This is a genomic window from Bordetella avium (assembly GCF_034424645.1).
In the GTDB taxonomy this organism is placed as follows: Bacteria; Pseudomonadota; Gammaproteobacteria; order Burkholderiales; family Burkholderiaceae_B; genus Bordetella; species Bordetella avium.
In genome coordinates, this window is the sequence record NZ_CP139969.1 from 2,676,413 (window position 1) to 2,701,538 (window position 25,126).

At 61.9% G+C, this 25,126-nt stretch carries 25 protein-coding genes; 18 read left to right on the plus strand and 7 right to left on the minus strand.

The annotated features are described in order from the left end of the window. Positions 1-9 precede the first annotated feature (9 nt). From U0029_RS12400 to U0029_RS12425, 6 genes are read left to right on the plus strand one after another with little or no spacing between them, the layout of a single operon-like run. On the plus strand, positions 10-1,590 hold the full coding sequence (locus U0029_RS12400) for an ABC transporter substrate-binding protein (RefSeq protein WP_012416687.1): 1,581 nt from the start codon (positions 10-12) through the stop codon (positions 1,588-1,590). A gap of 33 nt (positions 1,591-1,623) precedes the next feature. Continuing rightward, complete coding sequence (locus U0029_RS12405) at positions 1,624-2,559, plus strand: ABC transporter permease (protein WP_012416686.1); 936 nt, start codon at positions 1,624-1,626, stop codon at positions 2,557-2,559. A gap of 20 nt (positions 2,560-2,579) precedes the next feature. After that, positions 2,580-3,476, plus strand: a complete 897-nt coding sequence (locus tag U0029_RS12410) for an ABC transporter permease (RefSeq protein WP_039051615.1) — start codon at positions 2,580-2,582, stop codon at positions 3,474-3,476. Positions 3,477-3,485: 9 nt separating this feature from the next. Then, a complete protein-coding gene (locus tag U0029_RS12415; RefSeq protein WP_012416684.1) occupies positions 3,486-4,553 on the plus strand; it encodes an ABC transporter ATP-binding protein in 1,068 nt (355 codons plus the stop codon). Continuing rightward, positions 4,550-5,557, plus strand: a complete 1,008-nt coding sequence (locus U0029_RS12420) for an ABC transporter ATP-binding protein (protein WP_012416683.1) — start codon at positions 4,550-4,552, stop codon at positions 5,555-5,557. The genes U0029_RS12415 and U0029_RS12420 overlap by 4 nt, the downstream gene beginning before the upstream one ends. Before the next feature lie 9 nt (positions 5,558-5,566). Beyond that, a complete protein-coding gene (locus U0029_RS12425) occupies positions 5,567-7,339 on the plus strand; it encodes an amidase (protein WP_012416682.1) in 1,773 nt (590 codons plus the stop codon). Between the two features lie 27 nt (positions 7,340-7,366). Here the strand turns inward: U0029_RS12425 and U0029_RS12430 are convergent, their stop codons facing one another. From U0029_RS12430 to U0029_RS12450, 5 genes are all read right to left on the minus strand, one after another. Beyond that, on the minus strand, positions 7,367-7,870 hold the full coding sequence (locus U0029_RS12430) for a DUF1440 domain-containing protein (protein ID WP_012416681.1): 504 nt from the start codon (positions 7,868-7,870) through the stop codon (positions 7,367-7,369). A gap of 309 nt (positions 7,871-8,179) precedes the next feature. After that, positions 8,180-8,680 carry a DUF1440 domain-containing protein gene (locus U0029_RS12435; RefSeq protein ID WP_049794133.1) on the minus strand — a complete coding sequence of 167 codons (501 nt, stop codon included), beginning with the start codon at positions 8,678-8,680 and terminating at the stop codon, positions 8,180-8,182. A 66-nt stretch (positions 8,681-8,746) separates the two neighbouring features. Beyond that, positions 8,747-8,953 carry a hypothetical protein gene (locus tag U0029_RS12440; RefSeq protein ID WP_012416679.1) on the minus strand — a complete coding sequence of 69 codons (207 nt, stop codon included), beginning with the start codon at positions 8,951-8,953 and terminating at the stop codon, positions 8,747-8,749. 10 nt (positions 8,954-8,963) lie between these two features. After that, positions 8,964-10,097 carry a cytochrome d ubiquinol oxidase subunit II gene (gene cydB, locus U0029_RS12445; RefSeq protein ID WP_012416678.1) on the minus strand — a complete coding sequence of 378 codons (1,134 nt, stop codon included), beginning with the start codon at positions 10,095-10,097 and terminating at the stop codon, positions 8,964-8,966. 2 nt (positions 10,098-10,099) lie between these two features. Beyond that, positions 10,100-11,674, minus strand: coding sequence for a cytochrome ubiquinol oxidase subunit I (locus tag U0029_RS12450; RefSeq protein ID WP_039051614.1), 1,575 nt, complete (start codon positions 11,672-11,674; stop codon positions 10,100-10,102). A 1,042-nt stretch (positions 11,675-12,716) separates the two neighbouring features. Between U0029_RS12450 and U0029_RS12455 the strand changes: the two genes are divergently transcribed. Continuing rightward, the gene (locus U0029_RS12455) at positions 12,717-12,929 is read left to right on the plus strand and encodes a hypothetical protein (RefSeq protein WP_039051612.1); all 213 of its coding nucleotides are present in this window, start codon (positions 12,717-12,719) and stop codon (positions 12,927-12,929) included. Between the two features lie 14 nt (positions 12,930-12,943). Here the strand turns inward: U0029_RS12455 and U0029_RS12460 are convergent, their stop codons facing one another. After that, positions 12,944-13,882, minus strand: coding sequence for a LysR family transcriptional regulator (locus tag U0029_RS12460; RefSeq protein ID WP_114851788.1), 939 nt, complete (start codon positions 13,880-13,882; stop codon positions 12,944-12,946). Positions 13,883-13,980: 98 nt separating this feature from the next. On the opposite strand from U0029_RS12460, the gene U0029_RS12465 reads away from it, so the two are divergent. After that, the gene (locus U0029_RS12465; protein WP_012416674.1) at positions 13,981-14,931 is read left to right on the plus strand and encodes a Bug family tripartite tricarboxylate transporter substrate binding protein; all 951 of its coding nucleotides are present in this window, start codon (positions 13,981-13,983) and stop codon (positions 14,929-14,931) included. Positions 14,932-14,972: 41 nt separating this feature from the next. Continuing rightward, positions 14,973-16,055 (plus strand): M14 family metallopeptidase, encoded by a 1,083-nt coding sequence (locus U0029_RS12470; protein ID WP_114851787.1) that lies wholly within the window; start codon positions 14,973-14,975, stop codon positions 16,053-16,055. Positions 16,056-16,511: 456 nt separating this feature from the next. Here U0029_RS12470 and U0029_RS12475 read toward each other — a convergent pair whose 3' ends face one another. Next, positions 16,512-16,820 (minus strand): hypothetical protein, encoded by a 309-nt coding sequence (locus U0029_RS12475; protein ID WP_012416672.1) that lies wholly within the window; start codon positions 16,818-16,820, stop codon positions 16,512-16,514. 289 nt (positions 16,821-17,109) lie between these two features. On the opposite strand from U0029_RS12475, the gene U0029_RS12480 reads away from it, so the two are divergent. From U0029_RS12480 to U0029_RS12520, 9 genes are read left to right on the plus strand one after another with little or no spacing between them, the layout of a single operon-like run. Next, positions 17,110-18,267 (plus strand): ABC transporter substrate-binding protein, encoded by a 1,158-nt coding sequence (locus U0029_RS12480; protein ID WP_114851786.1) that lies wholly within the window; start codon positions 17,110-17,112, stop codon positions 18,265-18,267. A 55-nt stretch (positions 18,268-18,322) separates the two neighbouring features. Beyond that, entirely contained in the window at positions 18,323-19,180 is an 858-nt protein-coding gene (locus U0029_RS12485; protein WP_012416670.1) for a branched-chain amino acid ABC transporter permease, read from the plus strand. Further along, positions 19,177-20,160, plus strand: coding sequence for a branched-chain amino acid ABC transporter permease (locus U0029_RS12490; protein ID WP_012416669.1), 984 nt, complete (start codon positions 19,177-19,179; stop codon positions 20,158-20,160). The genes U0029_RS12485 and U0029_RS12490 overlap by 4 nt, the downstream gene beginning before the upstream one ends. Then, positions 20,157-20,927 carry an ABC transporter ATP-binding protein gene (locus U0029_RS12495; protein WP_012416668.1) on the plus strand — a complete coding sequence of 257 codons (771 nt, stop codon included), beginning with the start codon at positions 20,157-20,159 and terminating at the stop codon, positions 20,925-20,927. The genes U0029_RS12490 and U0029_RS12495 overlap by 4 nt, the downstream gene beginning before the upstream one ends. Continuing rightward, the gene (locus U0029_RS12500; protein ID WP_012416667.1) at positions 20,920-21,648 is read left to right on the plus strand and encodes an ABC transporter ATP-binding protein; all 729 of its coding nucleotides are present in this window, start codon (positions 20,920-20,922) and stop codon (positions 21,646-21,648) included. Before U0029_RS12495 ends, U0029_RS12500 begins: the two co-directional genes overlap by 8 nt. Further along, positions 21,641-23,161 carry a class I adenylate-forming enzyme family protein gene (locus U0029_RS12505; protein WP_114851785.1) on the plus strand — a complete coding sequence of 507 codons (1,521 nt, stop codon included), beginning with the start codon at positions 21,641-21,643 and terminating at the stop codon, positions 23,159-23,161. The genes U0029_RS12500 and U0029_RS12505 overlap by 8 nt, the downstream gene beginning before the upstream one ends. Next, entirely contained in the window at positions 23,158-23,529 is a 372-nt protein-coding gene (locus U0029_RS12510; RefSeq protein ID WP_114851784.1) for a hypothetical protein, read from the plus strand. Before U0029_RS12505 ends, U0029_RS12510 begins: the two co-directional genes overlap by 4 nt. 2 nt (positions 23,530-23,531) lie before the next feature. Continuing rightward, on the plus strand, positions 23,532-24,332 hold the full coding sequence (locus tag U0029_RS12515; RefSeq protein WP_114851783.1) for an alpha/beta fold hydrolase: 801 nt from the start codon (positions 23,532-23,534) through the stop codon (positions 24,330-24,332). Positions 24,333-24,343: 11 nt separating this feature from the next. Next, positions 24,344-25,111 carry a GntR family transcriptional regulator gene (locus tag U0029_RS12520; protein WP_012416663.1) on the plus strand — a complete coding sequence of 256 codons (768 nt, stop codon included), beginning with the start codon at positions 24,344-24,346 and terminating at the stop codon, positions 25,109-25,111. Positions 25,112-25,126 lie beyond the last annotated feature (15 nt).

The window sequence follows — 25,126 nt, forward strand, 5'->3', positions numbered from 1 at the left end:
TCCGTTCTCATGAAGAAGACTTTGTTTGCCCATCTCCTGACATTTTCCCTGTCGGCCCTCTGTGTATTGGGCGCCGGCGCTGCGCAGGCTCAGGAAAAGACCCTGCGCCTGGTTCCCCACGCCGACCTGAAAGTGCTGGACCCTTCGTTCACCACGGCCTACATCACGCGCAACTTCGGCTACATGGTCTATGACACCCTGTTCGCCATGGATGCCAAGGGCCAAGTCCAGCCGCAGATGGTCGAGAAATACACGACTTCGGACGACAAAAAAACCTGGACCTTCACCCTGCGTCCAGGCCAGAAATTCAGTGATGGCCAGGCGGTCACGTCTGCCGATGTCGTCGCCTCCCTGGAACGCTGGGGCGCACGCGACAACATCGGGCGCGCGCTGGCCGCAGCCGGCGGTAAATGGGCAGTGGTCAATGACAACACGTTCAAGCTGACCCTCGAACAGCCCTTCGGGCTGGTGCTCGACGGCCTGGCCAAGGTATCCAGCTATCCGGCCTTCATCATGCCCGAACGCATGGCCAAGATGCCCACCGACCGTCCGCTGGGTGAAGTGACGGGTTCGGGCCCTTATCTGTTCAAGCGTGACGAGTGGGTGCCGGGCAGCAAGATCGTGTTCGTGCGCAACCCGAACTACGTCGGCCCCAAAGCCGCTCCCTCGGGACTGGCCGGCGACAAGACCTCGCATGCTGACCGCGTGGAATGGATCATTCTTCCAGATTCCAACAGCGCCGTTGCGGCACTAAAGAACAAAGAAGTCGACATGATCGAGCAGGCGCCGCCCGACTACATCGACACGCTGCGCAAAGACAAGTCGGTCAAGATGGGCGTCATGGAGCAGAACCAGCTCTACATTATTCCCAACTCGGCATTCCCTCCGTTCAACAACCCCAAGGCGCGTCTGGCGATTGCACACGTGATCGATCAGGCTAAATTCCTCAGCGCGATGGGCTATCCCAAGGATCTGCGTGTGGAGCACTGTCCCACCGCCTTCATCTGCGGCAGCCCGAACGACACCAAGGCGGGCTCTGAGCCCTTCGCCAAACCCAATCTCGCTCAGGCCAAGAAACTGCTGGCCGAGTCGGGCTACAAGGGGGAGCCGGTCACGATTCTGCTGCCCACCGACCACGCCACGATCAACGCTGCGACACTGGTTGCCGTGCAATTGCTGCAAGAGATCGGCCTGAACCTGGACATCCAGGCGATGGACTGGGCCTCGATGACGGCGCGCCGCGCAAAGAAAGCGTCCGGCCCGCAAGGCGGCTGGAATCTGTTCATGTCGACGGCCTCGGAGTTCAACGTCAACTCGCCCTTGAACAACACCTATCTGGGCGCGGCCTGCGGCAACAGCCTGCCGGGCTGGCCCTGCGATGAAGAACTGGACAAGCGCCGCAACGCCTGGATCGCCGCGCAAGAGCCGGCCGACCGCAAGGCCGCGCTGGACAAGTTCCAGGAGCGTGCTTACGAAGTCTTCCCCTATGTGCCGGCAGGCCAATTCTCGCGCGTGTTCGTCGTGACTGACACGCTCAAGAATGCCGACGGCATCTGGAGCGTGCCCAATATGTGGGTGCTGGACAAGTAATCACCCTCAGAGCCTTTTAAGCATGGAAGATTTATGGGATACGTAGTCAGACGGGTACTTTCCATCATCCCGGTGCTACTGGTAGTGGCGGTCGTGGTGTTCATGTTGATCCATCTGTCGCCGGGTGATCCGGCGGCACTGATCGCAGGCGATTTCGCCACGGCAGAGGACATCGCCAAGCTGCGCCTGGCGATGGGCCTGGACGAGCCCCTGTGGCGTCAGTTCATGCTTTGGGCAGGCCGCTTGTTGCAAGGCGATATGGGCACTTCGATCTTCACCCACGTGCCCGTGACGACCCTGCTGGCGCAGCGCGTCGAACCGACGCTGTCGATCGCCGCGCTGACGATGGGCCTGTCCATTCTCATCGCCATTCCCTTGGGTGTGCTGGCCGCGTATCGGGCCGGCACCTGGATCGACCGGCTGGTGATGATTTTCGCCGTGCTGGCCTTTTCGGTGCCGGTATTCCTGGTGGGCTATCTGCTGATCTACAGCTTTGCGGTGCAGTTGCAATGGCTGCCGGTGCAAGGCTATGTCAGCCTGTCGCAAGGGGTCTGGCCATGGCTGCGCAGCCTTATCCTGCCATGCGTGAATCTGGCTCTGGTGTATATCGCCCTGATTACCCGCATGACGCGCGGTACGGTGCTTGAAGTGCTGCACGCCGATTACATCCGCACCGCCCGCGCTAAGGGTCTGGGCGTCTTGCCGGTGCTCGGCCATGCGCTGCGCAACGCGGCCATTCCCATCGCCACGACGGTCGGCGTCGGCATCGCCCTGTTGATCGGCGGCGTGGTCGTCACCGAAACCGTGTTCGCTATTCCCGGCCTGGGCCGGCTGGTGATCGACGCCGTGCAACACCATGACTACCCGGTGATCCAGAGCGTGCTCCTCGTTTCGGCCGCCACCTATGTCGTGATCAATCTGCTTATCGATCTCAGCTATCGGCTGTTCGATCCGCGCATCCGCTACTAGCGCCCTTCGGAAGTTCACGTATGTCTGATAGCACGCCTATTCCCGTTGCCAGCCAACCGCTCGTGCATGACGCCCTCTCGGCCCAGGCCCGGCGCTGGCGCTGGGTGCGTAAGCACCCCACCCTCATCATCGGCCTGGTCATTCTCATCCTGATGGCCCTTATGGCGCTTGCAGCGCCCCTGCTGGCCACCCACAATCCGCTGGCCATCAATCCGCTGGAACGCCTGAAGCCCCCTTCCGCCGAGCACTATTTCGGCACGGATGCGCTGGGCCGCGATATCTTCAGCCGCGCTGTCTGGGGCGGCCGGGTGTCGATTACCGTGGCGATTTCCGTGGCCCTGCTGGCCACCGCGATCGGTGTTCTGCTCGGTTTGATTGCGGGCTTCGTGCGCTGGGCCGACGCGCTCATCATGCGCATCATGGACGGCATGATGGCGATTCCCGACATCCTGCTGGCCATTGCCCTGATGGCCGTGATTCGCGGCAGCCTGACCACCGTCATCATCGCCATCACGATCCCTCAGGTGCCCCGCGTCGTGCGGCTGGTGCGCTCGCTCGCCCTGACGCTGCGCGAACAGCTCTTTGTCGAGGCGGCCCATGCCATCGGCACCCGCCTTCCGGTGATTTTGTGGCGCCACGTGCTGCCCAACACCATGACACCCCTGGTGGTGCAGGCGACCTTCATCGCCGCCACCGCAGTGCTGACCGAAGCGGTGCTGTCGTTTTTGGGTGTCGGTGTACCGCCCCAGGTTCCGAGCTGGGGCAACATGATGGCCGAAGGCCGCAACTATGTTGCGGTAGCCTTCTACACCATTCTGTATCCGGGCATCCTGCTCGCCGTGACCGTGCTGTCGATCAATATGATCGGCGACGGCCTGCGCGATGCGCTCGATCCCCGCCTGGCCAATCAACTGTAGGAGCGCGAGATGTCCGCCATTCCGAACCCGGCTGGCGCCTCCGAGGCGCCCCTGCTGGAGATCGATGGGCTGTCCACCTATTTCGACACCGTCAATGGTACGGTGCGTTCGGTGGATGGCGTGTCTTACCGTGTCGAAGCCGGCCGTACACTGGGCGTGGTTGGCGAATCCGGCTGTGGCAAGAGCGTTACCGCGCTCTCCATCCTGCGCCTGATTCCCACCCCGCCCGGACGCTATGTGTCGGGCGCCGTGCGCTATCGCGGCACAGACCTGCTCAAACTGAGCGAAAAGGAAATGCGTGAAATCCGAGGCAACCGGATTTCCATGATTTTCCAAGAGCCCATGACCTCGCTCAACCCGGTGCTCACCATCGGCCGGCAGATTGCCGAAGCGGTGATGCTGCATCAGGGGCTCAAACGCGCGCAGGCCTATAAACGGGCTGAAGAAATGCTGCGGCTGGTGCAGATCGCGGAACCCGAACGGCGTGTGCGCGAATATCCGCACGAGCTGTCTGGCGGCATGCGCCAGCGTGTCATGATCGCGCTGGCCCTGGCCTGCAACCCGGAACTGTTGATTGCCGACGAGCCGACCACCGCGCTCGACGTCACCATCCAGGCGCAAATCCTGGACCTGCTGCGCGAGCTGCAACGCAAACTCGGCATGGGCATCGTGATGATCACGCACGATCTGGGCGTGGTCGCCGAATGCTGTGACCGCGTGGTGGTGATGTATGCCGGCCGCAAGGTCGAGGAAGCACCTGTCGCCGAACTGTTCGACCGGCCACTGCATCCCTACACCCGGGCACTGATGGCATCCATGCCATCCATGAACACCTCGTCGGCCCGGCTGACTGAAATCCCGGGCATGGTGCCCGCCTCGCACGAGCTTGGTCAGCGTTGCAGCTTCGCGCCGCGCTGCGCCTATGCCACCGAGCGCTGCCGCAACGAAGATCCCACGCTGCAGTTGCAGGGCGACGATCATGTCGTGGCCTGCTTCGAGGCCGCTGATATCGCCGCCGGCATCGCAGGCGGCGCTCAACCTGGCGGCGAGCCCGCCACAAGCCGGAGCCAAGCATGAGCGCCGAACGTCCCACTCCGACGAGCCAGCCCCTGCTGCAAGTCCGCGACCTGAAGATGCACTACGGCTCGCCTGGCGGCCTGTTGCGCAAGAAAAAACCCGTAGTGCAGGCTGTCGATGGCGTGTCCTTCGATGTCGCGCGCGGCGAGACCCTGTCTCTGGTGGGCGAGTCCGGCTGCGGCAAGACGACGACCGGCAAAGCCGTATTGCGCCTGATTCAACCCACGGCCGGCTCCGTGCGCCTGGAAGGCGAAGAACTGCTGGGTCTGTCGGCCGAACAGATGCGCCAGCGCCGGCGCGACATGCAGATCATTTTTCAAGACCCCTACGCTTCGCTCAATCCGCGTATGACGGCAGGCGAGATCGTGGGTGAGCCGATGCGCAACTTTCCGGCCCTCGCCGGATCGCGCAGCCGCCAGGAAGAACTGGCCTGGCTGTTCTCCAAAGTCGGCCTGCGCCCTGAGGCCATGAAAAAGTACCCGCACGAGTTTTCCGGCGGCCAACGTCAGCGTCTGGGCATTGCCCGCGCGCTCGCGCTGCGGCCCAAACTCATCGTCTGCGACGAACCGGTCTCGGCGCTGGACGTATCCGTGCAGGCGCAGGTCATCAACCTGCTGATGGACCTGCAAAAAGAGATGGGCCTGGCCTACCTCTTCGTCGCCCATGACCTGGCCGTAGTGCGCCATATCAGCCATCGCGTCGCGGTCATGTACCTGGGCCGCATCGTCGAAGTCGCCGACCGCGATACGCTGTTCTCCGGGCCGCTACACCCCTATACCGAGATTCTGCTGTCGGCCGTGCCGGTGCCCGACCCACACCAGCCCGCGCAACGCCGCTTGCTGCCTGGAGACCCGCCCAGCCCGGCCAATCCCCCCTCGGGCTGCCGTTTCCATACGCGCTGCCCGCTGGCCAAGCCTATTTGCAGCGAACAGCAGCCCGCGCTCACCGAACGGCCCGTAAGCGTAGCGGGCGCCTCACACTGGGTGGCCTGCCACTTCCGCTAAGCCGCAACGATGCAGGACGAGATCTTCGAGGCGGATATCGCCACCTTGCAAGCGCGGATGGCCGATGGCTCGGCCACCGCCGAGAGCCTGCTGCTGGCCTGCCTGGCGCGCATCCGCGCTTACGACCAAGATGGCCCAAAGCTGAACAGCGTCGTCTGTCTGGCGCCCGGCGCTCTGGAAGAGGCCCGTGCGCTGGACCAGGAACGCGCCCGGCATGGGCCGCGCGGACCGCTGCATGGCATCCCCCTGCTGGTCAAAGACAATTACGACAGCGCCGACATGCCGACCAGCGCCGGCGCACTGGCGCTAGCCACGCATCAGCCCACGCAGGACGCCTGGGCCCTAGGCCGTTTGCGAGAAGCCGGGGCAGTCATCGTTGGCAAGACCACGCTGCACGAGCTGGCTGCCGGCATCACGAACACCTCCTCACTGACCGGCAGCACCCGCAACCCCTATGATCCCCGGCGGGTGCCGGGCGGCTCTAGCGGCGGCACGGCGGCCGCCATCGCGGCGAGTTTCGCAACCGCCGGCCTGGGTAGCGACACCAGCGGTTCCCTGCGCATCCCTGCAGCCGTCAATAATCTGGTCAGCCTGCGAGCGACGCCGGGGCTGATCGGGCGCAGCGGCATCGTACCCCTTTCTCCCACTCAGGATTGCGCAGGCCCCTTGGCGCGCAGCGTGCATGACCTCGCCTTGCTGCTCGATGCGCTGGCCGGTGCTGATCCGCAAGACCCGGCCAGCAGGATGGGGGGTGGCGGTTTCCATGCGCGTCTCAACCCTGAGGGTTTGAAAGGATTGCGCATCGGCGTCATCGGCGAACTCTTCGGCAGCGACGCCGACGAGGAGGAGATTTCCCGCCGCTGCCGCGAGGCGCTTGACGCCATGCGCGACTTGGGCGCCGACGTGGTCGAAATACAGATACCGCAACTGACCGAACGCCTGCGGGCCAGCAGCCTGACACCGCTGGAGTTTCGTACGGCGCTTGCAGCCTATCTTGCACGCCACCCGCAGACCCCGATCCACAGCCTGGGCGGCATTCTGAAACGTGGCCTGCACCATCAGGCGCTGGATGCGGTCTTGCGCCTGCGCAACGCGACTGAGGACAGCAACGGCAGCCGCTTAGCCGCCACCCTGCTGCTGCGGCAAGCCCTGCGTGACTCCGTACAGCAGGCCATGCACGGCCTGGATGTACTGGCCTATCCCTCCCTACGCCGCCGGCCAGCCATGATCGGCGAGCCGCAAGGCGGCGCCAACGCGCAATTAAGCCCTGGCATCGGCTTTCCCGCCCTCTGCCTGCCGGCGGGCTTCACCAGCGATGCGCTGCCCCTCGGCCTGGAATTGCTTGGCCGGCCCGGCAGCGACCAGGCGCTGCTCGACGCCGCCCTGCACTGGGAGCGGGCCAGCCAGCCGCGCCGCGCACCGTTCACGACCCCGCAATTACTCCGCCTGCCCGCCTCAAGACGGCGCACCCTGCACCATGCGCCCGCCGATCCTGCCGACATCGCGGTGACTCTGCACTACGAGGCCGATCTGCCGCGCGCTGAACTGCGCTTTCAGGCCCAGGCGGAAGGCCGAGACAGCGACGCCCTGATCGCCCTCACGCTGCACAGTCCGCTAGGCCCGGTCATCGCGCCCTTGCTGCGCGCGAGCCTGTCAGCAGAGGGGGTGCTGCCCTTGCAAGGCGATTGGGCGCAGGCTTTGCTCGGGCCCGGTCTTATTGTGCGGCTGTACACGCAGCGCCATCCCCTGGGGGTGGATTGCGGCCGCGTGCACACAGGCTGACCGCAGGACAGCCCTCTTGCCGCCGTCTCAAACCTTGCGCAGCAGTACGCGACGCATACACTCGATGGTCCAGATCCAGAGCGCTGTACCAAAAAATTCCGAGATATAGGCGTCGACGCCTATGTGCCAGGGCAGCGGACCGATACCCAGCAAGGGAAACACAATGCCATGGGCGCCGATGGTGGCGGTGAGCCAGGCGAAAGGCAGGCCCCACCAGATGCCGACTTTGGAGCAGACTTCCATCAGCCTGACATAGACAAAGGCCATCACCATCGAGAACAGAATGTGCACGCCATTGCCGCCCCAATTCACAGCAGCCTGATTGAACGCATAATTCATCGACCCGGCATCAAAGCCCATCAGGTTCAGCAAGCCGATGGGAGGCGGCACCGCCCCCGGGGGCCGCGGCGGCAAGAGGGTTTCCACCCCCGACTTGACCAGGGCGGAGAGAAAGCCCGCCCAGATGCCAAAGCCGATCAGGACACTCAGAGAATGCTTGCGTTCACAGGCGCCACCACAGGTTTGTACCAACTCAGCTACTCCTAAAAGAAGCGGGCTACCGCCCGCAACATGCCTCTGCTGCCAGATCTGGCTGGCAAGAGAGGTCGTTTTCATCGACGCCCAGCGTCAACCCCGCCGCGCATGATCCGGAATCCTCAGTCCGAGACACAGGCAAGCCGATCTAAATAGGGCAAATCCGATAAAAACGTGGCGGAGAGACTGCGGCCAGGCGCTGCACCTGGCCAAGCCGTTTGAACGGCAGGCCTTGCGAGCACAGTGGCGCACCATGCAAAACGGCGGTGGTTGCCCACCGCCGCGCTTCTTCAGGCCAAGACGACCTCAGGTTTTGCGCAGCATCACGCGGCGCACGCACTCGATCGTCCAGATCCAGATGGCGGTACCGACAAACTCGGAGATAAAGCCATCCGTACCGATGTCCCAGGGACGCGGGCCGATGCCCAGCAAGGGCAGCACGATGCAATGCGCGCCAATGGTGGCGGTAATCCAGGCAAAAGGCACCCCCCACCAGACACCGACCTTGGAACAGCGTTCCACCAGCCAGGCGTAGACGAAGGCGATCACCATCGAGAACAGAATGTGCACACCATTACCGCCCCAGTTCACGGCGGTCTGGTTAAACACATAGTTCATCGACCCAGCATCAAAACCCATCAGGTCGAGTAAGCCGATAGGCGGCGGCACCGCGCTGGGAGGACGGGGGGGAATAATGGTTTCCACCCCCGACTTGACCATTGCAGAGATGAAGCCCGCCCAAATACCCACACCAAGCAGCGTGCCAAAAGAACTTTTACGTTCGCCTGCCATGCTCGTCAAATTCACGGGGCACTCCTGAAAGATGCGGGCCGAAGCCCGCGAATGGGACGGACAAAATGGGACGGACGATTACTACCGACCTTGCGCCGCATCGATCTTGTCCTGGGCGTCTTCCTGGGCCTCGAACAACACCCCAGCAGAAGCCGCGACCAGAATCATCAATCCGGTACCCAGCACCCAAGACAAGTACCAGGGACCGTAATCCCCCAGGAGGACACCCAGCACGATGGCGATCAGCGAGACCCCCAGCCAGAAGATGTATTTGAAAAATGCCGCCATGAATACCTCCTCAGTAAGCGTGATCGTTGGCGTTGACGCTCTTGGCATCAACCTTGCCGCGCATGACCCAGAATGCCCAGCTCGTATACAGAATGATCAGCGGAATGAAGATCACGGTAAAGCCCAGCATCCAGCCCTGGGTCAGCGTGCTGGCGCCCGAATTCCACACGGTCAAGCTGTGCGAAGGATTGGTGGACGACGGCATGATGAAGGGGAACATCGCGGCGCCTGCCGTGCCGAGCACGGCGATCCAGGTGATGGCGCCCAGCCACCAACCCAGGATGCGCTGCCTCCTGGCCGTGGCCAGCATACCCAGCACGATGGCGACGTAGGCCACGATAGGCAGAATCCACAGAATGGGATGCGCGGCGTAATTGTCCAGCAAGCCGCCCACACTGCGCTCGACCACCTGATGCAAGGGAGTTTGCGCAACGCCGGCGCCAGGTTGCTTCACCAGCTTGAAGCCGTCCAGCATGGAAGCCCACACACCGCCGATCGTGAACAGCACCAAAAACACCACGCCGCCGAAGATCGAGGCCTTGCGCGCGCGCTGCGCCATAGTCGACTCGCCGCTGCGCATCAAGGTATTGCCGCCCATATAGATCGAGAGCGACAAGGACACAAGGCCGCACAGTATGGCGAAGGGATTGAACAGCGCCCAGAAACTGCCGGTGTAGTAAGAGGTCAGGCGCCAGTCAAAATGAAAGGGCACCCCTTGCAGCACGTTACCCACAGCCGCGCCGTAGACAATCATCGGCAGAGCGCCGGACAGGAACAGCGTCCAGTCCCAGGCATTGCGCCAACGCGGCGACGACATTTTGCTGCGGTACTCAAAGCCCAGCGGACGCACGATCATGCTCCAGAGCAAGACCAGCATCACGATGTAAAAGCCCGAGAACGCCGTGGCGTACACCAGCGGCCAGGCGGCAAAAATCGCGCCGCCGCCCAAGATGAACCAGACCTGGTTGCCGTCCCAATGCGGGCCGATGATGTTGAGCGACACACGCCGCTCATCATCAGTCTTGCCCACAAAGCGCAGCAAAGTGCCCACGCCCATGTCCATACCCATCATGATGGCCAGCCCCATAAGGAGCACGCCCAGCAGCAGCCACCAGATAACAGTGAGAACGAATGAAACTTCCATGATTAGCTCCGCGTGTGAGTAGCGGCCAACGCCGGTTGGGGGTCGTGTCCGCCGGTGTCGTCCGGACCCTTACGGATGGCGCGCACCATGAGGAACATCTCGATCACGATGAAGATCGTGTAAAGCGCCACAAAGCCCACTACCGAGAAAATCATATAGCTGACGCTATGCGTGGAAGCAGACAACCAGGTCGGCAATACCTCGTACACCGTCCACGGCTGACGCCCGACTTCGGCCACGATCCAGCCCGCTTCGCAGGCGATGAAGGGCACGGGAATCATCCAGAGACTGAAACGCAGGAAGCGGGGGCGGTTTTGCACCTGATTGGTCAGCGTGTACATGGTCGCCAGCACGAAGAAGGCCAGCATCAACAGACCGGCAGCCACCATCACCCGGAACGACCAGAACACCAGCCATACCTCGGGGATCGTGTCCTTGGACGCGCGCGCCACATCGGCGTCGGTGACCTTGGTGAGATCGCCGTCCGGCGCGTAGCGCTGCACCAACAGCCCATAACCCATGTCGGCCTTGTGCGCTTCGAACTGCGCCCGCGCCTCGGCGTCTTGAGGATTGCTGCTCAGACGCTGCATGGCCTGCACCGCAGGAATGCCGTTGCGGATGCGCTCCTTGGCCTGCTCTTGCAAGACATCGGCAGCGGGCACGGTGCCCGTCAAAGAGTGCGTCACCAGCAGCGACAAGGCGCCCGGCACCTGCAACTCATACAGGTTGCGCTCCTCACTTTGCGACGGGAAGGCAATGGCGTTGAACGCCATCGGCGCTTTTTCCGTCTTCCAGAGGGCTTCCATCGCCACCAGCTTGGAAGGCTGAGCGTGGGCGCCGACGAAACCCAGGGCATCGCCCAGGGTCATCACACCGCAGGTGCCCACCACGCCGAAGAGCGCGGCGATGCGGAAAGAACGGCGAGCCAGATCGTTATGGCGGTTGCGCAGAAGATAGTAGGCGCTCACACCACAGACGAAGATCGCGGCTGTCACATAGCCGGCCAGCACCGTGTGAACGAACTTGGCCTGCGCGTCGGGGTTGAAGAACAGGGTGGAAAAACTGCTCAACTCCATCCGCATGGTGACGGGGTTGAACTCAGCGCCATGCGGGGCCTGCATGAAGGAGTTGGCCACCAGAATCCAGAGGGCCGACAGGTTGGAACCGATCGCGACCAAATAGGTGACAACCAAGTGCTGCGCCTTGCTCAGGCGGTCCCAGCCAAACACCATCAGGCCGACAAAAGTCGACTCCATAAAGAACGCCATCAGGCCTTCCACGGCCAACAGCGTACCAAAGGTATCGCCGACGAAGCTGGAATAGAACGACCAGTTCGTACCGAACTGGAATTCCATCGTCAGACCCGTCGCTACGCCCAGGGCGAAGTTGATGAGCAGGAGCTTGCCCCAAAACTGCGCCATCTGACGGTAGATAACCCGTCCGGTGGTGACATAAACCGTTTCCATCACCGCGAGGATGAAGGATAGGCCCAGTGTCAAGGGGACAAACAAGAAGTGGTAAAGCGCTGTCGCGGCGAACTGAAACCGCGATAAATCGACGACAAGATCATCAACCATCACACCGTCCTTTCTAAAAGCCCAAAAAAAACGAAATTACCGGATCAGGCCATAGCCCTGAGGCTATGCCTGTCCGGGATCGTGCAATATGAAAAGGCCGCAGAACGGCCTGACGCCTCCCCGTGCGCAAACATGGTGGGACGATGCACTTGAAAAAGGAAATGGCTGAAGCGCCTACAGCTTTCAGCCAGCATGACGAGCGCCCTCAGCGGGCCGGCAGGCCGCTGGCGCTTTATGAGATCTGTCGCTATCGCATCGCTCTGCATATTTTTTGCTCAGCTGCAATCGGTCTCGCATGGAGGCCGCAGCCAGGGTGTTGCCCCAGCCCCCGCCTTCATGACCTGGCGCCCCTCGCGCCAAACGCCGTCCGTCCCGCTCTTTCCCAACGTCGCCTCATCGGAATCACACACGCCCGAGGCCGGACAAACAGCACATTCGATTGGATCATGATGATCAGGCTACAAATTTAGTACAAGAACGAATTCCCCCTCCGCCGAGGCCGGTAAACCAATTACTTGACACATCAAAGCCCTCAGAGAAAATACTGCGCCTCTCCGGGTACGGCAATTCTGAGCAGCCCCAAGCAAACCGACGGGCCTGCTTTTCAAACCACCGCAGGATATCCGCAATACTGCATGCGCTACTGGCCTGCTAAGGCCGGAACAAACCGGCCAGCATTGTCTTTGCATACAGGCATGGATAGCGCGCCCGCCATTTTGAACCAGACATGATCCGGGCAGCCGATCAAACTATGGCTGTGCTTGATCCTTATCATGCCGCCATTAAATATGAAACGGCTTAGGGCGAGCCATTTATCCCGACCGTTGTTGTTTATTACCAACCAAGCCGGACGATCACCCACAGCCGACACATGACAATCTATGCCAGCATTGTCGGCTCTCTTTGTTTCAAACTCAGCGCCTGCGCCAGGGGCAGCATGGATAAAACAAATTCGCGCCCCGGCAATACGACGGCCTACGCAGCTGCCAGCATTTTCCCGTATCACCGCGCCCATCAATCATCTGATTAATGGAGCGTTTCAATGCCTCGGGTTCGCATCGACCTCATCGCCGGTAAACCGGCCGCCTATCGCCAGGCCGTCGCCAACGTTGTCTACGACGCCCTGCTCAGCACGCGCAACACGGCGCTGCCATTTACCCTGCTGTTCTGGCGCTTGAAGGGGGAGCGGGCCGGACTACATCGACCACTACCTGAGAGCGGACGAATAAGCGTGCCAAACACCGGCAACGCATGACGCGGGCCCAGCGCCTAGACATTGCCGGCACGGCGTAGTCGAGCCGCCTCGCGCAAACAGTCGGCGAAACGCTGTGCCACTGGTGTCAGCGCATTGAGATCACGCGCCAGCAGGCTGACACGCAGCGTAGCCGGCACCGGTTTTCTCAAGGGCACAGGACGTAAATCATGGGCATTGCGCAACGTGGCCAGCGACTTGGGAGCCATCATGCCAAGCGCGTCAGTAAACCGCAAAAGCGTGAACGCGATCTGGCTCGACAAGCACATGACATAACGCCTGGGAGGAGCAAGTCCCGCCGACTCGAACAAACGCCGCAAAAGCGCCGGCCCATACTCCGGCAACACCCATAAAGCATCTTGCAATTCGGCCAGCGAACGCGCCTTCCCTAACGGATGGCCGCTGCGCGCCATGACGGTAAGCGGCAAGCTATACAGCAACTCTCGAGGGTGCGCATCAGCAGGATGCTCATCGACCTCGCTGGACACAATGAAGTCGTAGGTGCCATCCAACCACCCCCGATCGTGCTCCGAGCTGCTCAACTCGGAAAGCGCCAACGTAACGCCTGGGCAGGCCTCCTGAAAACGACTCAAGGCCAGCGGGAGCAAACTGGTCGCCGCCGAGCTGAAGCCGACCGCAACCCGCCCCCCACGCTCGCCCTGCAAGCGCGCGATTTCTTCCTGCGCGCGATGCAATTCGTTCAATGCTAGCTGGCTGTGCCTCAGCAAGGTCTGCCCAATGCCAGTCAAACTGCTGCCCTTAGCCGAACGCACAAACAGCGGCGCCCCCACACCCTGCTCCAGCACCTTCATCGAATGCGTCAACGTTGGCTGACTCAGGCCCAGGTGCCGTGCAGCGGCGCGCAAACTGCCACGCGTGGCCACTGCACGAAACAGTTCCAACTGCCGCAGGCTGACACTCCAGCCAATATCAGGGTTTTCATGAAGATCAATCATCTCTATCACCTTCCAAGAAGGGCTGTCTTTTTTTATCGCTGGTTATTTCCTATTCTGCCCAAAAACCACGCCCCCTAGGGCAAGACCTGGAGCCTGCAATGAACCTACCGCTTACCCGCCGCAGACTATTGACGGCGATCGCATTAGGCAGCGTAGCCGGACGGCTTCAGGCCGCCCCGGTGACCCGCATTCTGGTCGGTTTCTCGCCTGGCGGCGGCGTGGATGTCATTGCACGCTTACTTGCACGCCAGATCGAAGGGGGATTGGGCGAGGTTGTGGTCGTGGAAAACCGCGTTGGAGCTGGCGGACTGCTGGCCGCGCAGGCGATGCTGGCCGCCGCCCCTGACGGCCGCACGCTGCTTCTCACCAACGACCATACCCTGTCCATCCTGCCTCATACGCTGAAAAAACCCGGCTTCGCCTCCCCGGACGACTTTGCGCCGGTAGCGCAGATTACCGACAAGAGCATCCTGGGCCTGGCAGTGAAGGCCGACTCGCCTTTGCGGACCCTGCAAGACCTCAAGACGCTGTCCGGCCCGATCTCTATCGGCGTTCCCGCCCCAGGCAGCATTCCGGAATTCGCCGTCGAACTGCTTGGCGAACGCATGAGCCTGCCGATTGCTGCGGTTCCTTATCGCGGCGGCTCGCCGCTCGTGATGGATGTTCAGGGCGGACATCTGGCCTTGGGGATGACCTCACTAGCGGAGCTGTTGGAGCCCATGCGCGCCGGACGGATTCGCTTGCTTGTCGTGTCGGGATCAGGCAGACACCCAGATATCCCTGAGGTGCCCACCTTCAGCGAAGAGGGCATCAACGGTATGGAGCAAGGTGGCGTCGTCGGTCTCTTCGCCCCGCGCGGTCTGCCACAAGCGCGCGCCGACCTGTTACAGGGCCTGGTAGCCCGGGCGCTCGAATCGGAGGAGATGCATCGGCAAATGCAAGTGCTCGGCACACAAGTCAATTTCGGCGATGCCACTACCCTCGCCCACAACATGAAAGCCATCCATCAAGCCTGGGCCCTGCGCGCGCAGCGACTCGCTGCACGCTAATTCCTCCCTGCCCTTATTTAACTACGTCCAGGACCCCATCCATGCTCCAGCCACGCCAGTATTTCTGCCACAACTACGTCGAAGCCCGCAACGCTTTCCAAGAGGCCGCCCGGCAACAAAAGGCGGATCTCTCGACCCATCTGCTGCCCGGGCGGCTCGGTGCGCAAGGCGAAGCGCTAGCGATGGACCTGGCCTATCTAGGCCCACCCGATGCAGATCAACTATTGATCCTGTCGTCAGGCACACATGGCGTAGAGGGATTTTGCGGCTCGGCCTGCCAGCTTGCCTTGTTGAACGACGACGGCCTCTTGGAGCTGATCCGTCGCAAACAGTTGGGCTGTCTTCTGATTCACGCCATCAATCCGCATGGCTTCTCGCATCTGCGCCGGGTCAATGAAGACAATATCGATCTGAACCGCAACTTTCGTCCGAACGACGAGCCAATCGAAAACCCTGCCTACGATCAGCTGCACGAGATACTGCTTCCAAAACAATGGCCACCGTCTGCCGACAACGACGCCGCCCTTCTGGACTATCAGCAAAAACATGGCTACGCGGGTTTTCGTGAAGCCGTCACCACGGGACAGACCGCGCATCCCGATGGCCTCTTCTATGGCGGCCAGACCCCGAGCTGGAGCAACCTAACCTTACGTACTGCCCTACACAGGTATGGCCGTACCCGCCAACGCATCGCCTGGATTGATGTGCATACCGGTTTGGGTCCTTATGGCCATGGCGAAAAAATCCATGGCGGGCGGCCTGAAGATCACGACAACCTGGCGCTCACACGCCAGATATGGGGCAGCGACGTCATCGCTGCCTGGGAAAACGACTCGGCCTCGCGCCAAGTCAAAGGCCACGCGCTAGGCGCCCTGTTCGAAGCCTGCCCCGACACGGCCAACTTTGCCATTGCCCTGGAATTCGGCACCCGGTCGCCGACTTCCCTATTTCAGCTGCGTGCGGAGCAATGGTTCGAACAACGCCCGCATCTTGCGAGAAGCAGCGGGCAAATCCAGGCCAAACGCGAACTGCGCGATGCCTTCTATGTGGACGAGGACATCTGGATGGCCATGATACTGGCGCAAAGCCGCAGCACCATCTTGCAAGCTTGCCGAGGACTTTGAATTGCCCAACTGACATCAAGGTCCAAGCAAAGCGCGCCCCTAGCGGGGCCACCACGCTGCTGCAATATTCTGCGCCTGCGTCATGTATCTGCTGACGCCCCATCAGGCAGCAACGGTACAGGGCACGACCTAGGGAAGCTCGCAGTTCGTTCGTCTCCTCGATGAAGAGCAATGAACTGAGCAGCGCGCGCATCGCTACCATGATTCCCGAGGATCACCCAGCGCACGAGAAACGCGTCGTTGAAAGCAGCAAGGGGGCGGATCGCATCGAGCTAGATGCCGGACCTCTGGGCCAGTGGTTTCTGCAACCATCCCGCCCAAGCAGACCGTCGTAAACCTGCCAGTCTCCCAGGCCACGCTCGAGGCCTGGGTCCGTCCCAAAGACAAGCCCGCCGAACAAGACGCGCAGCCCCGCTCCGGCACTGCGCCGCGAGCGGTAAGCCAAAAAGCTCGCCGCTAACCCAGCACGATCTGCCATAGCCAGATGATCAGACGCAGCACTGCAGCGCCGCCGAAAAGCCAAGCATGACCTAAGAAGTAGCCGAAAGTCATCCAACCTGCCGCGCCGTCGACTCGGCGGCCCGCCCACTCGCTGCGCAACACCAACGCGATCAAGGCAAGCTCGAATACCACCGCCGTGGGAATAGCCCAATGGCCAGGAAAATCCAGCAAGGCCACCCAGCCGACAAAGAGCAGGGCCAGCCCCGACATATAGCCGGCTATGGACAACAATTGTTTTATGTAATTGCGATCAACTGCGCGCATGGATATCCGAATTAGGAAGACAGGACCTAGGCCGAGAGGTCACGGCGGACCGCAAGGATACTGAAGCGCAATCCAAACGCCAATGTCTATTCATCAATCCCTGAAACACCCATGGCAAAACCTGACCATGCCAGATCAGGAAAACCCTGCCTCCTTCCCCCCGCTCCTCTATGACGCACTGGGAATATCCAAATAAAAATTCGTAAGTTCTCTAGACAGCCTTTCGTTGATAACTTATTGTTCGGATCAAATTCCATTATGTCCGGTCAATTAACGTTGAGGAACGACAATGAAAAAGGGATTACAAGCCGCATTTTTGGCTGCCGGGCTGTTGACGGCGCTAACGGTGCAGGCGGAGACATTGAAGCTGGGCGTGGTCGGCGGCATGACGGGGCCGGGGGCGCCGTGGGGGCTGGCCATTGATGGCGGCGTCAAGGTCGCCGTCGAGGAGGCTAACCAGGCTGGCGGCTTGGACGTGGCGGGCAAGAAATACAAGGTAGAGGTCATCACCTACGACGACCACTACAAGGCAGCCGACGCGGTAACCGCCGTCAATCGGCTGATCGATCAGGACGACGTGAAATTCATCATCGGCCCGATCGGCTCGGCTTCGGTCATGGCGATGAAACCCATCACCGAACGCAACAAGGTCTTGCTGCTGTCCAACAGCTACTCGACCGAGATTCTCGATGCCAATACGCGCTATCTGTTCCGCGTGCTGCCCACCACCTATGAATACAACGGCCAACTGATCGGTTGGCTGAAAAAAAAACACCCCGAACTCAAGCGCGTGGCCATTCTTTCGCCCAATGACGCGACCGGCTGGAGCACACAGAAAACGCAGAAGAAAGCCTACGAAGACGCCGGCTACACCGTCGCCGACGCCAAGTTCTTCGAGCGCTCGCAGAATGATTTCCGCACACTCTTGACCAGCATCCTGGCCAAGAACGTGGACTTCATCGAGCTGGACACCGTGCCGCCCGGGCCTGCCGGCATCGTCATCCGCCAGGCGCGTGAAATGGGCTTTAAAGGCCGCTTCACGAAGTTCGGCGGCAACAACGTGGCGGAAACCGTGAAGTCGGCGGGCGCTGACAACGCCGAAGGCACGCTGGTCTACCTGTCTGCCGACCCGACCAGTGCGCCCTATGCGCGCCTGAGCGCGGCCTATGGCAAGTATCACAGCAACAGCATGGATGACTTTGCCTTTTACTTCTACGACGCGACACGCCTGCTGTTCAAGGCCATCCAGGAAGCCGGCACGATCACCAACACGGCGGCCGTGGTCGAGAAGATCGAAGCCAGCCCGAGCTTTGAAGGCATCCAAGGCAGCATTGTCTGGGGCGGCAAAGACGTCTATGGCGTCAACCACCAGATCGCCACCCCGGCCTACCTGGGTGTGATCAAGGGTGGCAAGGCCGAAGTCGTCGAAAAATTCGACGCCCGCTGACCACCAGCTGCGCGCCCGCAGAGGGCGCGCAGCCATGACCACAACGGTTTGAACCATGCAGATTACCTTGCAGATCGTCATCATCGCCTTGATGTCGGCCTTCGTCTACGCGCTCGTGGCACTGGGCTTCACGCTGGTGTTCGGCATTCTTCGCGTCGTGAACTTCGCGCACGGCGAGTTTTACATGCTGGGCGCCTATGCGATGTTCATTTTCTACGGCACCCTGTCCTGGCCCTATCTGCCGGCGCTGGCCACGGCAGCCCTGGCCGTGGGGGTGCTCGGGCTGCTGGTCGAACGTGGGCTGTTTCGTCGTTTCACCGGCGATGAAATGGGCGGCATGATCATGTCGCTGGCCCTGGCCATCACCTTGCAGGCCGCGATATCCCTGGTGTTTTCCGTAGACGAGCAATCCGTGCGCCGCCCGGTCGAGGGCGCCTGGCAGATCGGCCCCGCTTTTTTTGCCAAAGACCAGTTGCTCATTGTCGGCGTCAGTGTGATCGCCCTGGCGGCGTTCTACTTTCTCATCGAGCGCACGCGCCTGGGCATCACCATCCGCGCGGTGGCCCAGGACCGCGAAGTCGCCCGCTTGCAGGGAGTCAGCTCACGCAAGATCATGGCCTTTACCTTTGCCCTGAGCTGCGGCCTGGCTGGCCTGTCCGGCGCACTCATGGCGCCCGTCTACACCATCCACCCCTATATGGGCGAAACCGTCGTGGTCAAAGCCTTCATCATCGTGGTGCTGGGCGGCCTGGGCAGTCTGCCCGGCGCCGTCGTCGCCTCGCTCATCCTGAGCTTTACCGAGGCCATCGCCGCAACTTTCTACAACGCGACGGTCGCGACCATGGTGTCCTTTCTGATCGTCATGGCCGTGCTGGTGGTCAAACCCAGCGGCCTGATGGGTAAATCCTCATGACTGCCTCTCCACATCTCGCGCTCTACCGCAAAGACGGCGTCTGGCAATGGCTGCTGCATGGCCTGGCCATTGTGGCGCTGCTTTGCTGGCCTATCTGGACCGGCCAGCCACGCTTCTACCTCCATCTAGCCGTCATGGTCTCGATCTACGCGGCCCTTGCCATGAGTATGAATCTGCTTTTGCGCATCGGGCAGTTATCACTGGCGCATGGCGCGTTGTTCGGGTTAGGAGCTTATGCTTCCGCCATCCTGAGCCGCGATCACGGCTTCTCCTTCCCTGCCGCCTTCATCATGGCGGGTGTGCTGACCGCCCTGGTCGCTGCGCTGGCCGGGCCGGTCTTCATGCGCATCAAAGGCGTGCACTTCGCCCTGCTGACTTTCGCGCTGGGCGAGGCGATCGTTCTGTGCTTCATCGAGTTTCACGGCTTGTTTGGCGGCAACAATGGTTTTGGCGATATTCCTCCCATGTCGGCCGGTCTGCCCATCCCGCCGGGACGTTACGGCGCCTACCTGGTGGCGGTGAGTTTCGCGCTCGTGGTGTATTTCGGCCTGCGCCTGCTGTATCGCCGCGAATGGGGCATGGTCGCCGCATCGCTGCAACAAAACGAGGCCTTGGTGACCTCTGGCGGCCTGAATGTGCTGAGTTTTCGCGTCAGCGTCTTTGTGCTGAGCGCCGCCATCGCCGGCTGCGCGGGCAGCATCTACGCTCACTACCAAGGCTATATCTCACCCGACGCCTTTGGCTTCTGGACTGCGGTCAATGCCGTCATCATGAATGTGCTCGGTGGTGTGGGCGCACTGGCCGGCGCCGTGATTGGCGCCGTCCTGTTGGTGCCGCTGCCCGAACTGCTACGCGGCCTGCAACAGTATCAGCGTCTGATCTACGGCCTGACGCTCATCCTGCTGCTGCTCTTCATGCCCCAGGGTCTGACCGCACTGGCACGCTCGCTGACGCAAGGCCTGCGCGGAGAAAAACCATGACGGCCCAACTCGAGGTACAAGGACTGAGCCGGTTCTATGGCGGCATCCGCGCCGTGGATACCGTGTCCTTCAAGACGGTGCCGGGACAGATCACCGGGGTCATCGGCCCCAACGGCGCGGGGAAGACGACGCTGTTCAACCTGATCGCCGGGTCGGCCCGTCCTTCGGCAGGCAAGGTGCGCATGAACGACGAAGTGCTGACCGGCGCGTCGGCGGCCGCCATCGCCCGGCGCGGGCTAGTGCGCACCTTCCAGTCCACGCACGTTTTCGCCGGGCATAGCGTCTACGAGAACCTGTATCGCGCAGCACTTTTCCGGCAATTCCCCACGCCGCAGTCGCTATTCAATCCCTGGGGGCTGAGGCGCGGTCGCGAGCAGGCCGCCCGCCAGGCCGACGAAGCCCTGGCCCTGATCGGGCTGGCCTCCCTGGCCGACGCCGACGCCGGCTCGCTGGCTTACGGTTTGCAGAAAATCCTGGGCGTCGGCATGGCCTTGACTGCCATGCCCGTCATGTTGCTGATGGACGAGCCGGCCGCAGGCCTGAATCCGGTCGAGACGGTCGCCATGGCCGATCTGATCGAACGCATCCACGCCGCCGGTATCGACGTCGTCGTGGTCGAACACGATATGGGGCTGGTCATGCGGCTTTGTCAGCGCCTGGTCGTGCTGGTCAACGGCAAACTGTTGGCCGAAGGCAGGCGAGAAGAAGTGCAGCAAGACCCCAAGGTGATCGAAGCCTATCTGGGAGCAGACCTTGACGATGCTTGAAATCGACCGACTGTCGGTAAGCTATGGGGCAGTACAGGCCCTGAATGATGTGTCCTTTGGCGTGGAGGCTGGCACGGTATGCGCCGTCATCGGCGCCAACGGCGCAGGCAAATCCACGCTGATGAAGGCCATCATCGGGCTGGTTCCGCCAAGAGCCGGAGAAATCCGCCTGCAAGGCAAGGCCATCCAGTCTCTGGACACAGAACGGCGCGTAGCCATGGGCATCGCCTTATCGCCCGAAGGGCGGCGGCTGTTTCCCGAATTGAGCGTTCGCGAAAACCTCGTCATGGGCGCTTACCTGCGCCACGGCCGCGCCGGCATCGAGGCCGATATCGCCCATGTCTATGCGTATTTCCCGCGGCTGAAAGAACGCGAGCGCAGCCTGGGCCGCTATCTGTCAGGCGGCGAACAGCAGATGTGCGCGATCGGGCGGGCCCTGATGTCGCGCCCGCGCCTGCTGCTGCTGGACGAACCCTCTCTGGGCCTGGCGCCTGCCGTGACGCTAGAAGTCGCCCGCGCCATCCGCCAGATCAGCCAAGATGGCACCACCATCATTCTCGTAGAACAGAACGCGCGGCTCGCGCTCAAGCTGTCTCATCACGCCGTCGTGCTGGAAACGGGGCGTCTGGCCCTGGCCGGCGACAGCGCATCCGTATCAAACAACCCCCAGGTGGCCGCCGCCTACCTGGGCCATGCCGCCGAGACACATAGCCATGCCTAATATCTATCAAGTCGCGATGTTCAATGCCGAGCGGCACCCTGGCAAGACCGCCATCTCCGACAGCCAGCGAGCGCTGACCTTCGCGCAACTGTGCGCGCGCGCTCGCGCGCTGGCGCACTATCTCACCGGGCTAGGTGTCGCGCCTGGCGACCGCGTGGCGATCATGGCAGGCAACTCCATCGATTACCTGGCCCTGCTGCACGCAACGGCCATCGGCGGCTTCGCCATCGTCCCGGTCAACACGCGCTACGGCTTGGCCGAGCTGGATCATCTGCTGCGCGATGCCGAACCCAAGGTCTTCATCTACGACGCCGCGCATCAGGCGCTAGTCGATACCCTCAGCCAGGACGACGCCCTGCCCTCGCCTCCGGCATGGCTCGACGCGCTGCCCGCCGACCTTGCCGACCCGCACTGCAACGATCCCGTCACACGCCGTTTCGGCAAGGTCGGCGATGATGACGTAGCCCTCATCATGTACACCTCGGGGACCACCTCGACGCCCAAAGGCGCCATGCTGACGCACGGCAATCTGTCGGCCAATGCTGTCAACTACATCATGGAGCTGGGCATCGACGCCGAGGCGCGCTCGCTGCTGGCCACGCCGCTGTTTCATATCGGCGGATTCGGGGTGGTTAACGGCCCCATCCTGTATGCGGGCGGCAGCCTGCACATCCTGCCGCGCTTTGATATCGACGTGGTGATCCAAGCTCTGGCCGAGCAGCAGCCCACGCATATCTTTCTGCTGTCCACCATGTGGGTCGGCCTGACCGACCACCCCGATTTCGGCGCGCTCATACTGCCTTCGGCCAAGTTTGTGCAGACGGCTGCAGCCCCCTTGGGTGAATGGCGGCAGGCGCTTATCCGCAAGGTCTTTCCCAATGCCGAATTCAGTTGGGGCTTTGGCATGACCGAAAGCTGTGTCACGACCATCAAGAACCGCTACACCCGCGAAATCCTCGAACATCCAGGATCGATCGGCTATTTGTGGCGGCATGTGCAATACCGGCTGGTCGACAGCGACGGCCAGGTGCTGCCAGACCAGCGCGGCCCCGGCGAGCTGCAAGTGAGCGGCCCCACCATTTTCAAGGGCTATTGGAAGCAGCCGGCGCTGACCGCGCAGGTGCTGGACCCGCAGGGCTGGCTGCATACCGGCGACCTGATCCGCATCGATGACGACGGTTTCTCCCATTTTCTGGGCCGCAGCAAAGACATGATCAAGACAGGCGGCGAAAACGTGGCCGCGCTGGAAGTCGAAAACTGCCTGACCAGCCACACCGATGTGCGCGAGGCCGCAGCCTTTGGCGTGCCGCATGAATACTGGGGCGAGGAGCTGGTCGCGGCCGTCGTGCCGGCCGCGGGCCGCATGCCCGGGATCGATGCGCTGCGCGAGCACTGCCGCGCCCATCTGTCCGGATTCAAAGTGCCCAAGCGCATTTTCATCGTTGATGCTCTGCCGCAATCCTCTTCCGGCAAAGTGCAGAAATTCCGCCTCAAAGAGCAGTTCATTTCATGACTTCCACGCTTAATCTTTTTGACCCGGCCGTGCTGGCCGCCTGGACACGCCTGGCCTCCCATGACGCCTTCCTGGCGCGACACGCCATCCTGGCGGATCTGCGCCTGGGCCTGCTCAACACTGACAGCGGCCAAGCCCTCTGGCTATCCATCTCGGCAAGCGGCGTGCAAAGCGGCACAGGCCTGGGCGAAGCGGCCTTTTATCTCGAAGGCGGCCAGGGCGCGTTTGACGACCTTGCTCGTGGCCTGCCCTTCAATCGGCTCGTGCGTCAGCACCGCCTGACCGTGCGCGGCGATTTGCGCCGCTGCGTGCAGAACTGGCTGCTGCTCTACGCCTTGACCCGCCTGACCGCCAACCTGGAACGCTGATCATGCCTTATGTTGTCACCGCCGAGGGCCTGCGCGCCTACTACGAACACGCGGGCAAGGGGCCGGCGCTGGTCATGGTGCATGGCGCTAGCCAGGACAGCCTGTCCTGGAAATACGTCATCGACCTTTTCGCGCAGCACTACAGCGTTTATGTGCTGGATTTGCCCGGCCACGGCAAAAGCAGTCTGCCCGCAGGCGGCCCTTACGACGCAACGCCGGACAACGCCCGCTATGTGCTGCAATTTCTCGCGGCCATGCAGATCCGCGACGCCGTGCTGATGGGGCACTCGATGGGCGGCGGCGTCGTGGCTCAGGCGGCCGCGCTATCGCCCGACCAAGTGCGCGGACTGGTGCTGGTGGACGGCGCTTCCGTCAACGTCGTGAAATCCTCGGGCTACAACCCCGACATTCTCAACATGGCCCGCATCAATCCCGGCGATTGGTTCGAGGTGAGTTTCCGCACCCTGATGGGCAGCGCCGTCAGCGACGAGCGTGTGGAAGACATCATCGCCGATGCCCGCCGCTGCAACCCCGCCGTCGCCTTCGCCGATATCTGCGCCTTTGGCGGCTTTCGCATGGAGCACATCCTGCAAGACATACGCTGCCCCGTCGTCATCGTCGAAGGCCTTGAAGACTGGTCCGTGCCGCCGGAATCCGCCCGCGAGGTTGCGCGGCGACTGAGCGAAGCTCAGATAGCAGTGGAATATATAGAATGGCAAAACGTCGGGCACTTCCCTCAAAGCGAATGCCCGGAGCCCTTCTACCAGGACACGCGAGCCGCAATGATGCGTCTCTCGCTCTAGACAACACAGGTATGACCCAGAACAACCAACCTCCCGCAGCAAAACCCACGCTCTACCAGAGCATCAGCGATCATCTTCTCGAGATGATCCGGGAAGGGCAATTTCCGGTGGGCGCAAAACTGCCCACGGAAATGGAGCTGTGCGAGCAGTTCGGTGTCGGCCGCCACACCGCGCGCGAGGCCGTACGCAAACTCACCGATCTGGGCGTGGTCGAGCGCCGCCGCAGAGCCGGCACCACCGTCGTGCGCCAGCATCCCGAGCCACAGTTCGGTCTGGAACTCGAAACCACCAATCAGTTGCAGCGCTATCTGGAATTCACCGACCTGCACGTGCACAAGCGCGTCATGGACTTGTCCAAACTGCCCAGGGAAACAGCGCTCGACGGTGATCCGGCTGACTGGTTCAAGGTGGAAACCTATCGTTGCGTGCCGGGGACCAAACGCGCCATTTCCTGGACAGACATTTATTTGCGCAAAGAATATGAAGCGGTGGCCGACTTCATTTCCAGCAAGCCTGGCGGTGTCTATCCCCTGCTCGAAGAGCATTGCGGCGAAGTCGTCGAAGCCATCGAGATGGAAATCTCCGCGTCGCGCTTTCCGCCGCGCGTGGCGCGCTTCCTCGAATACGAGGCCGCTGATCCCGCCCTGCTCATCATCCGCTCCTTCCGCAACCCGTCCGGCAAACTGCTCGAGGTTGCGGTCAGCTTCTATCCCCCCTACGAGTTCCGCTACGTCACCCGCCTGTCGCGCCGCGACGGGCAGCACAAGACGCGGAGCTGACTCTCCCACAGGAAA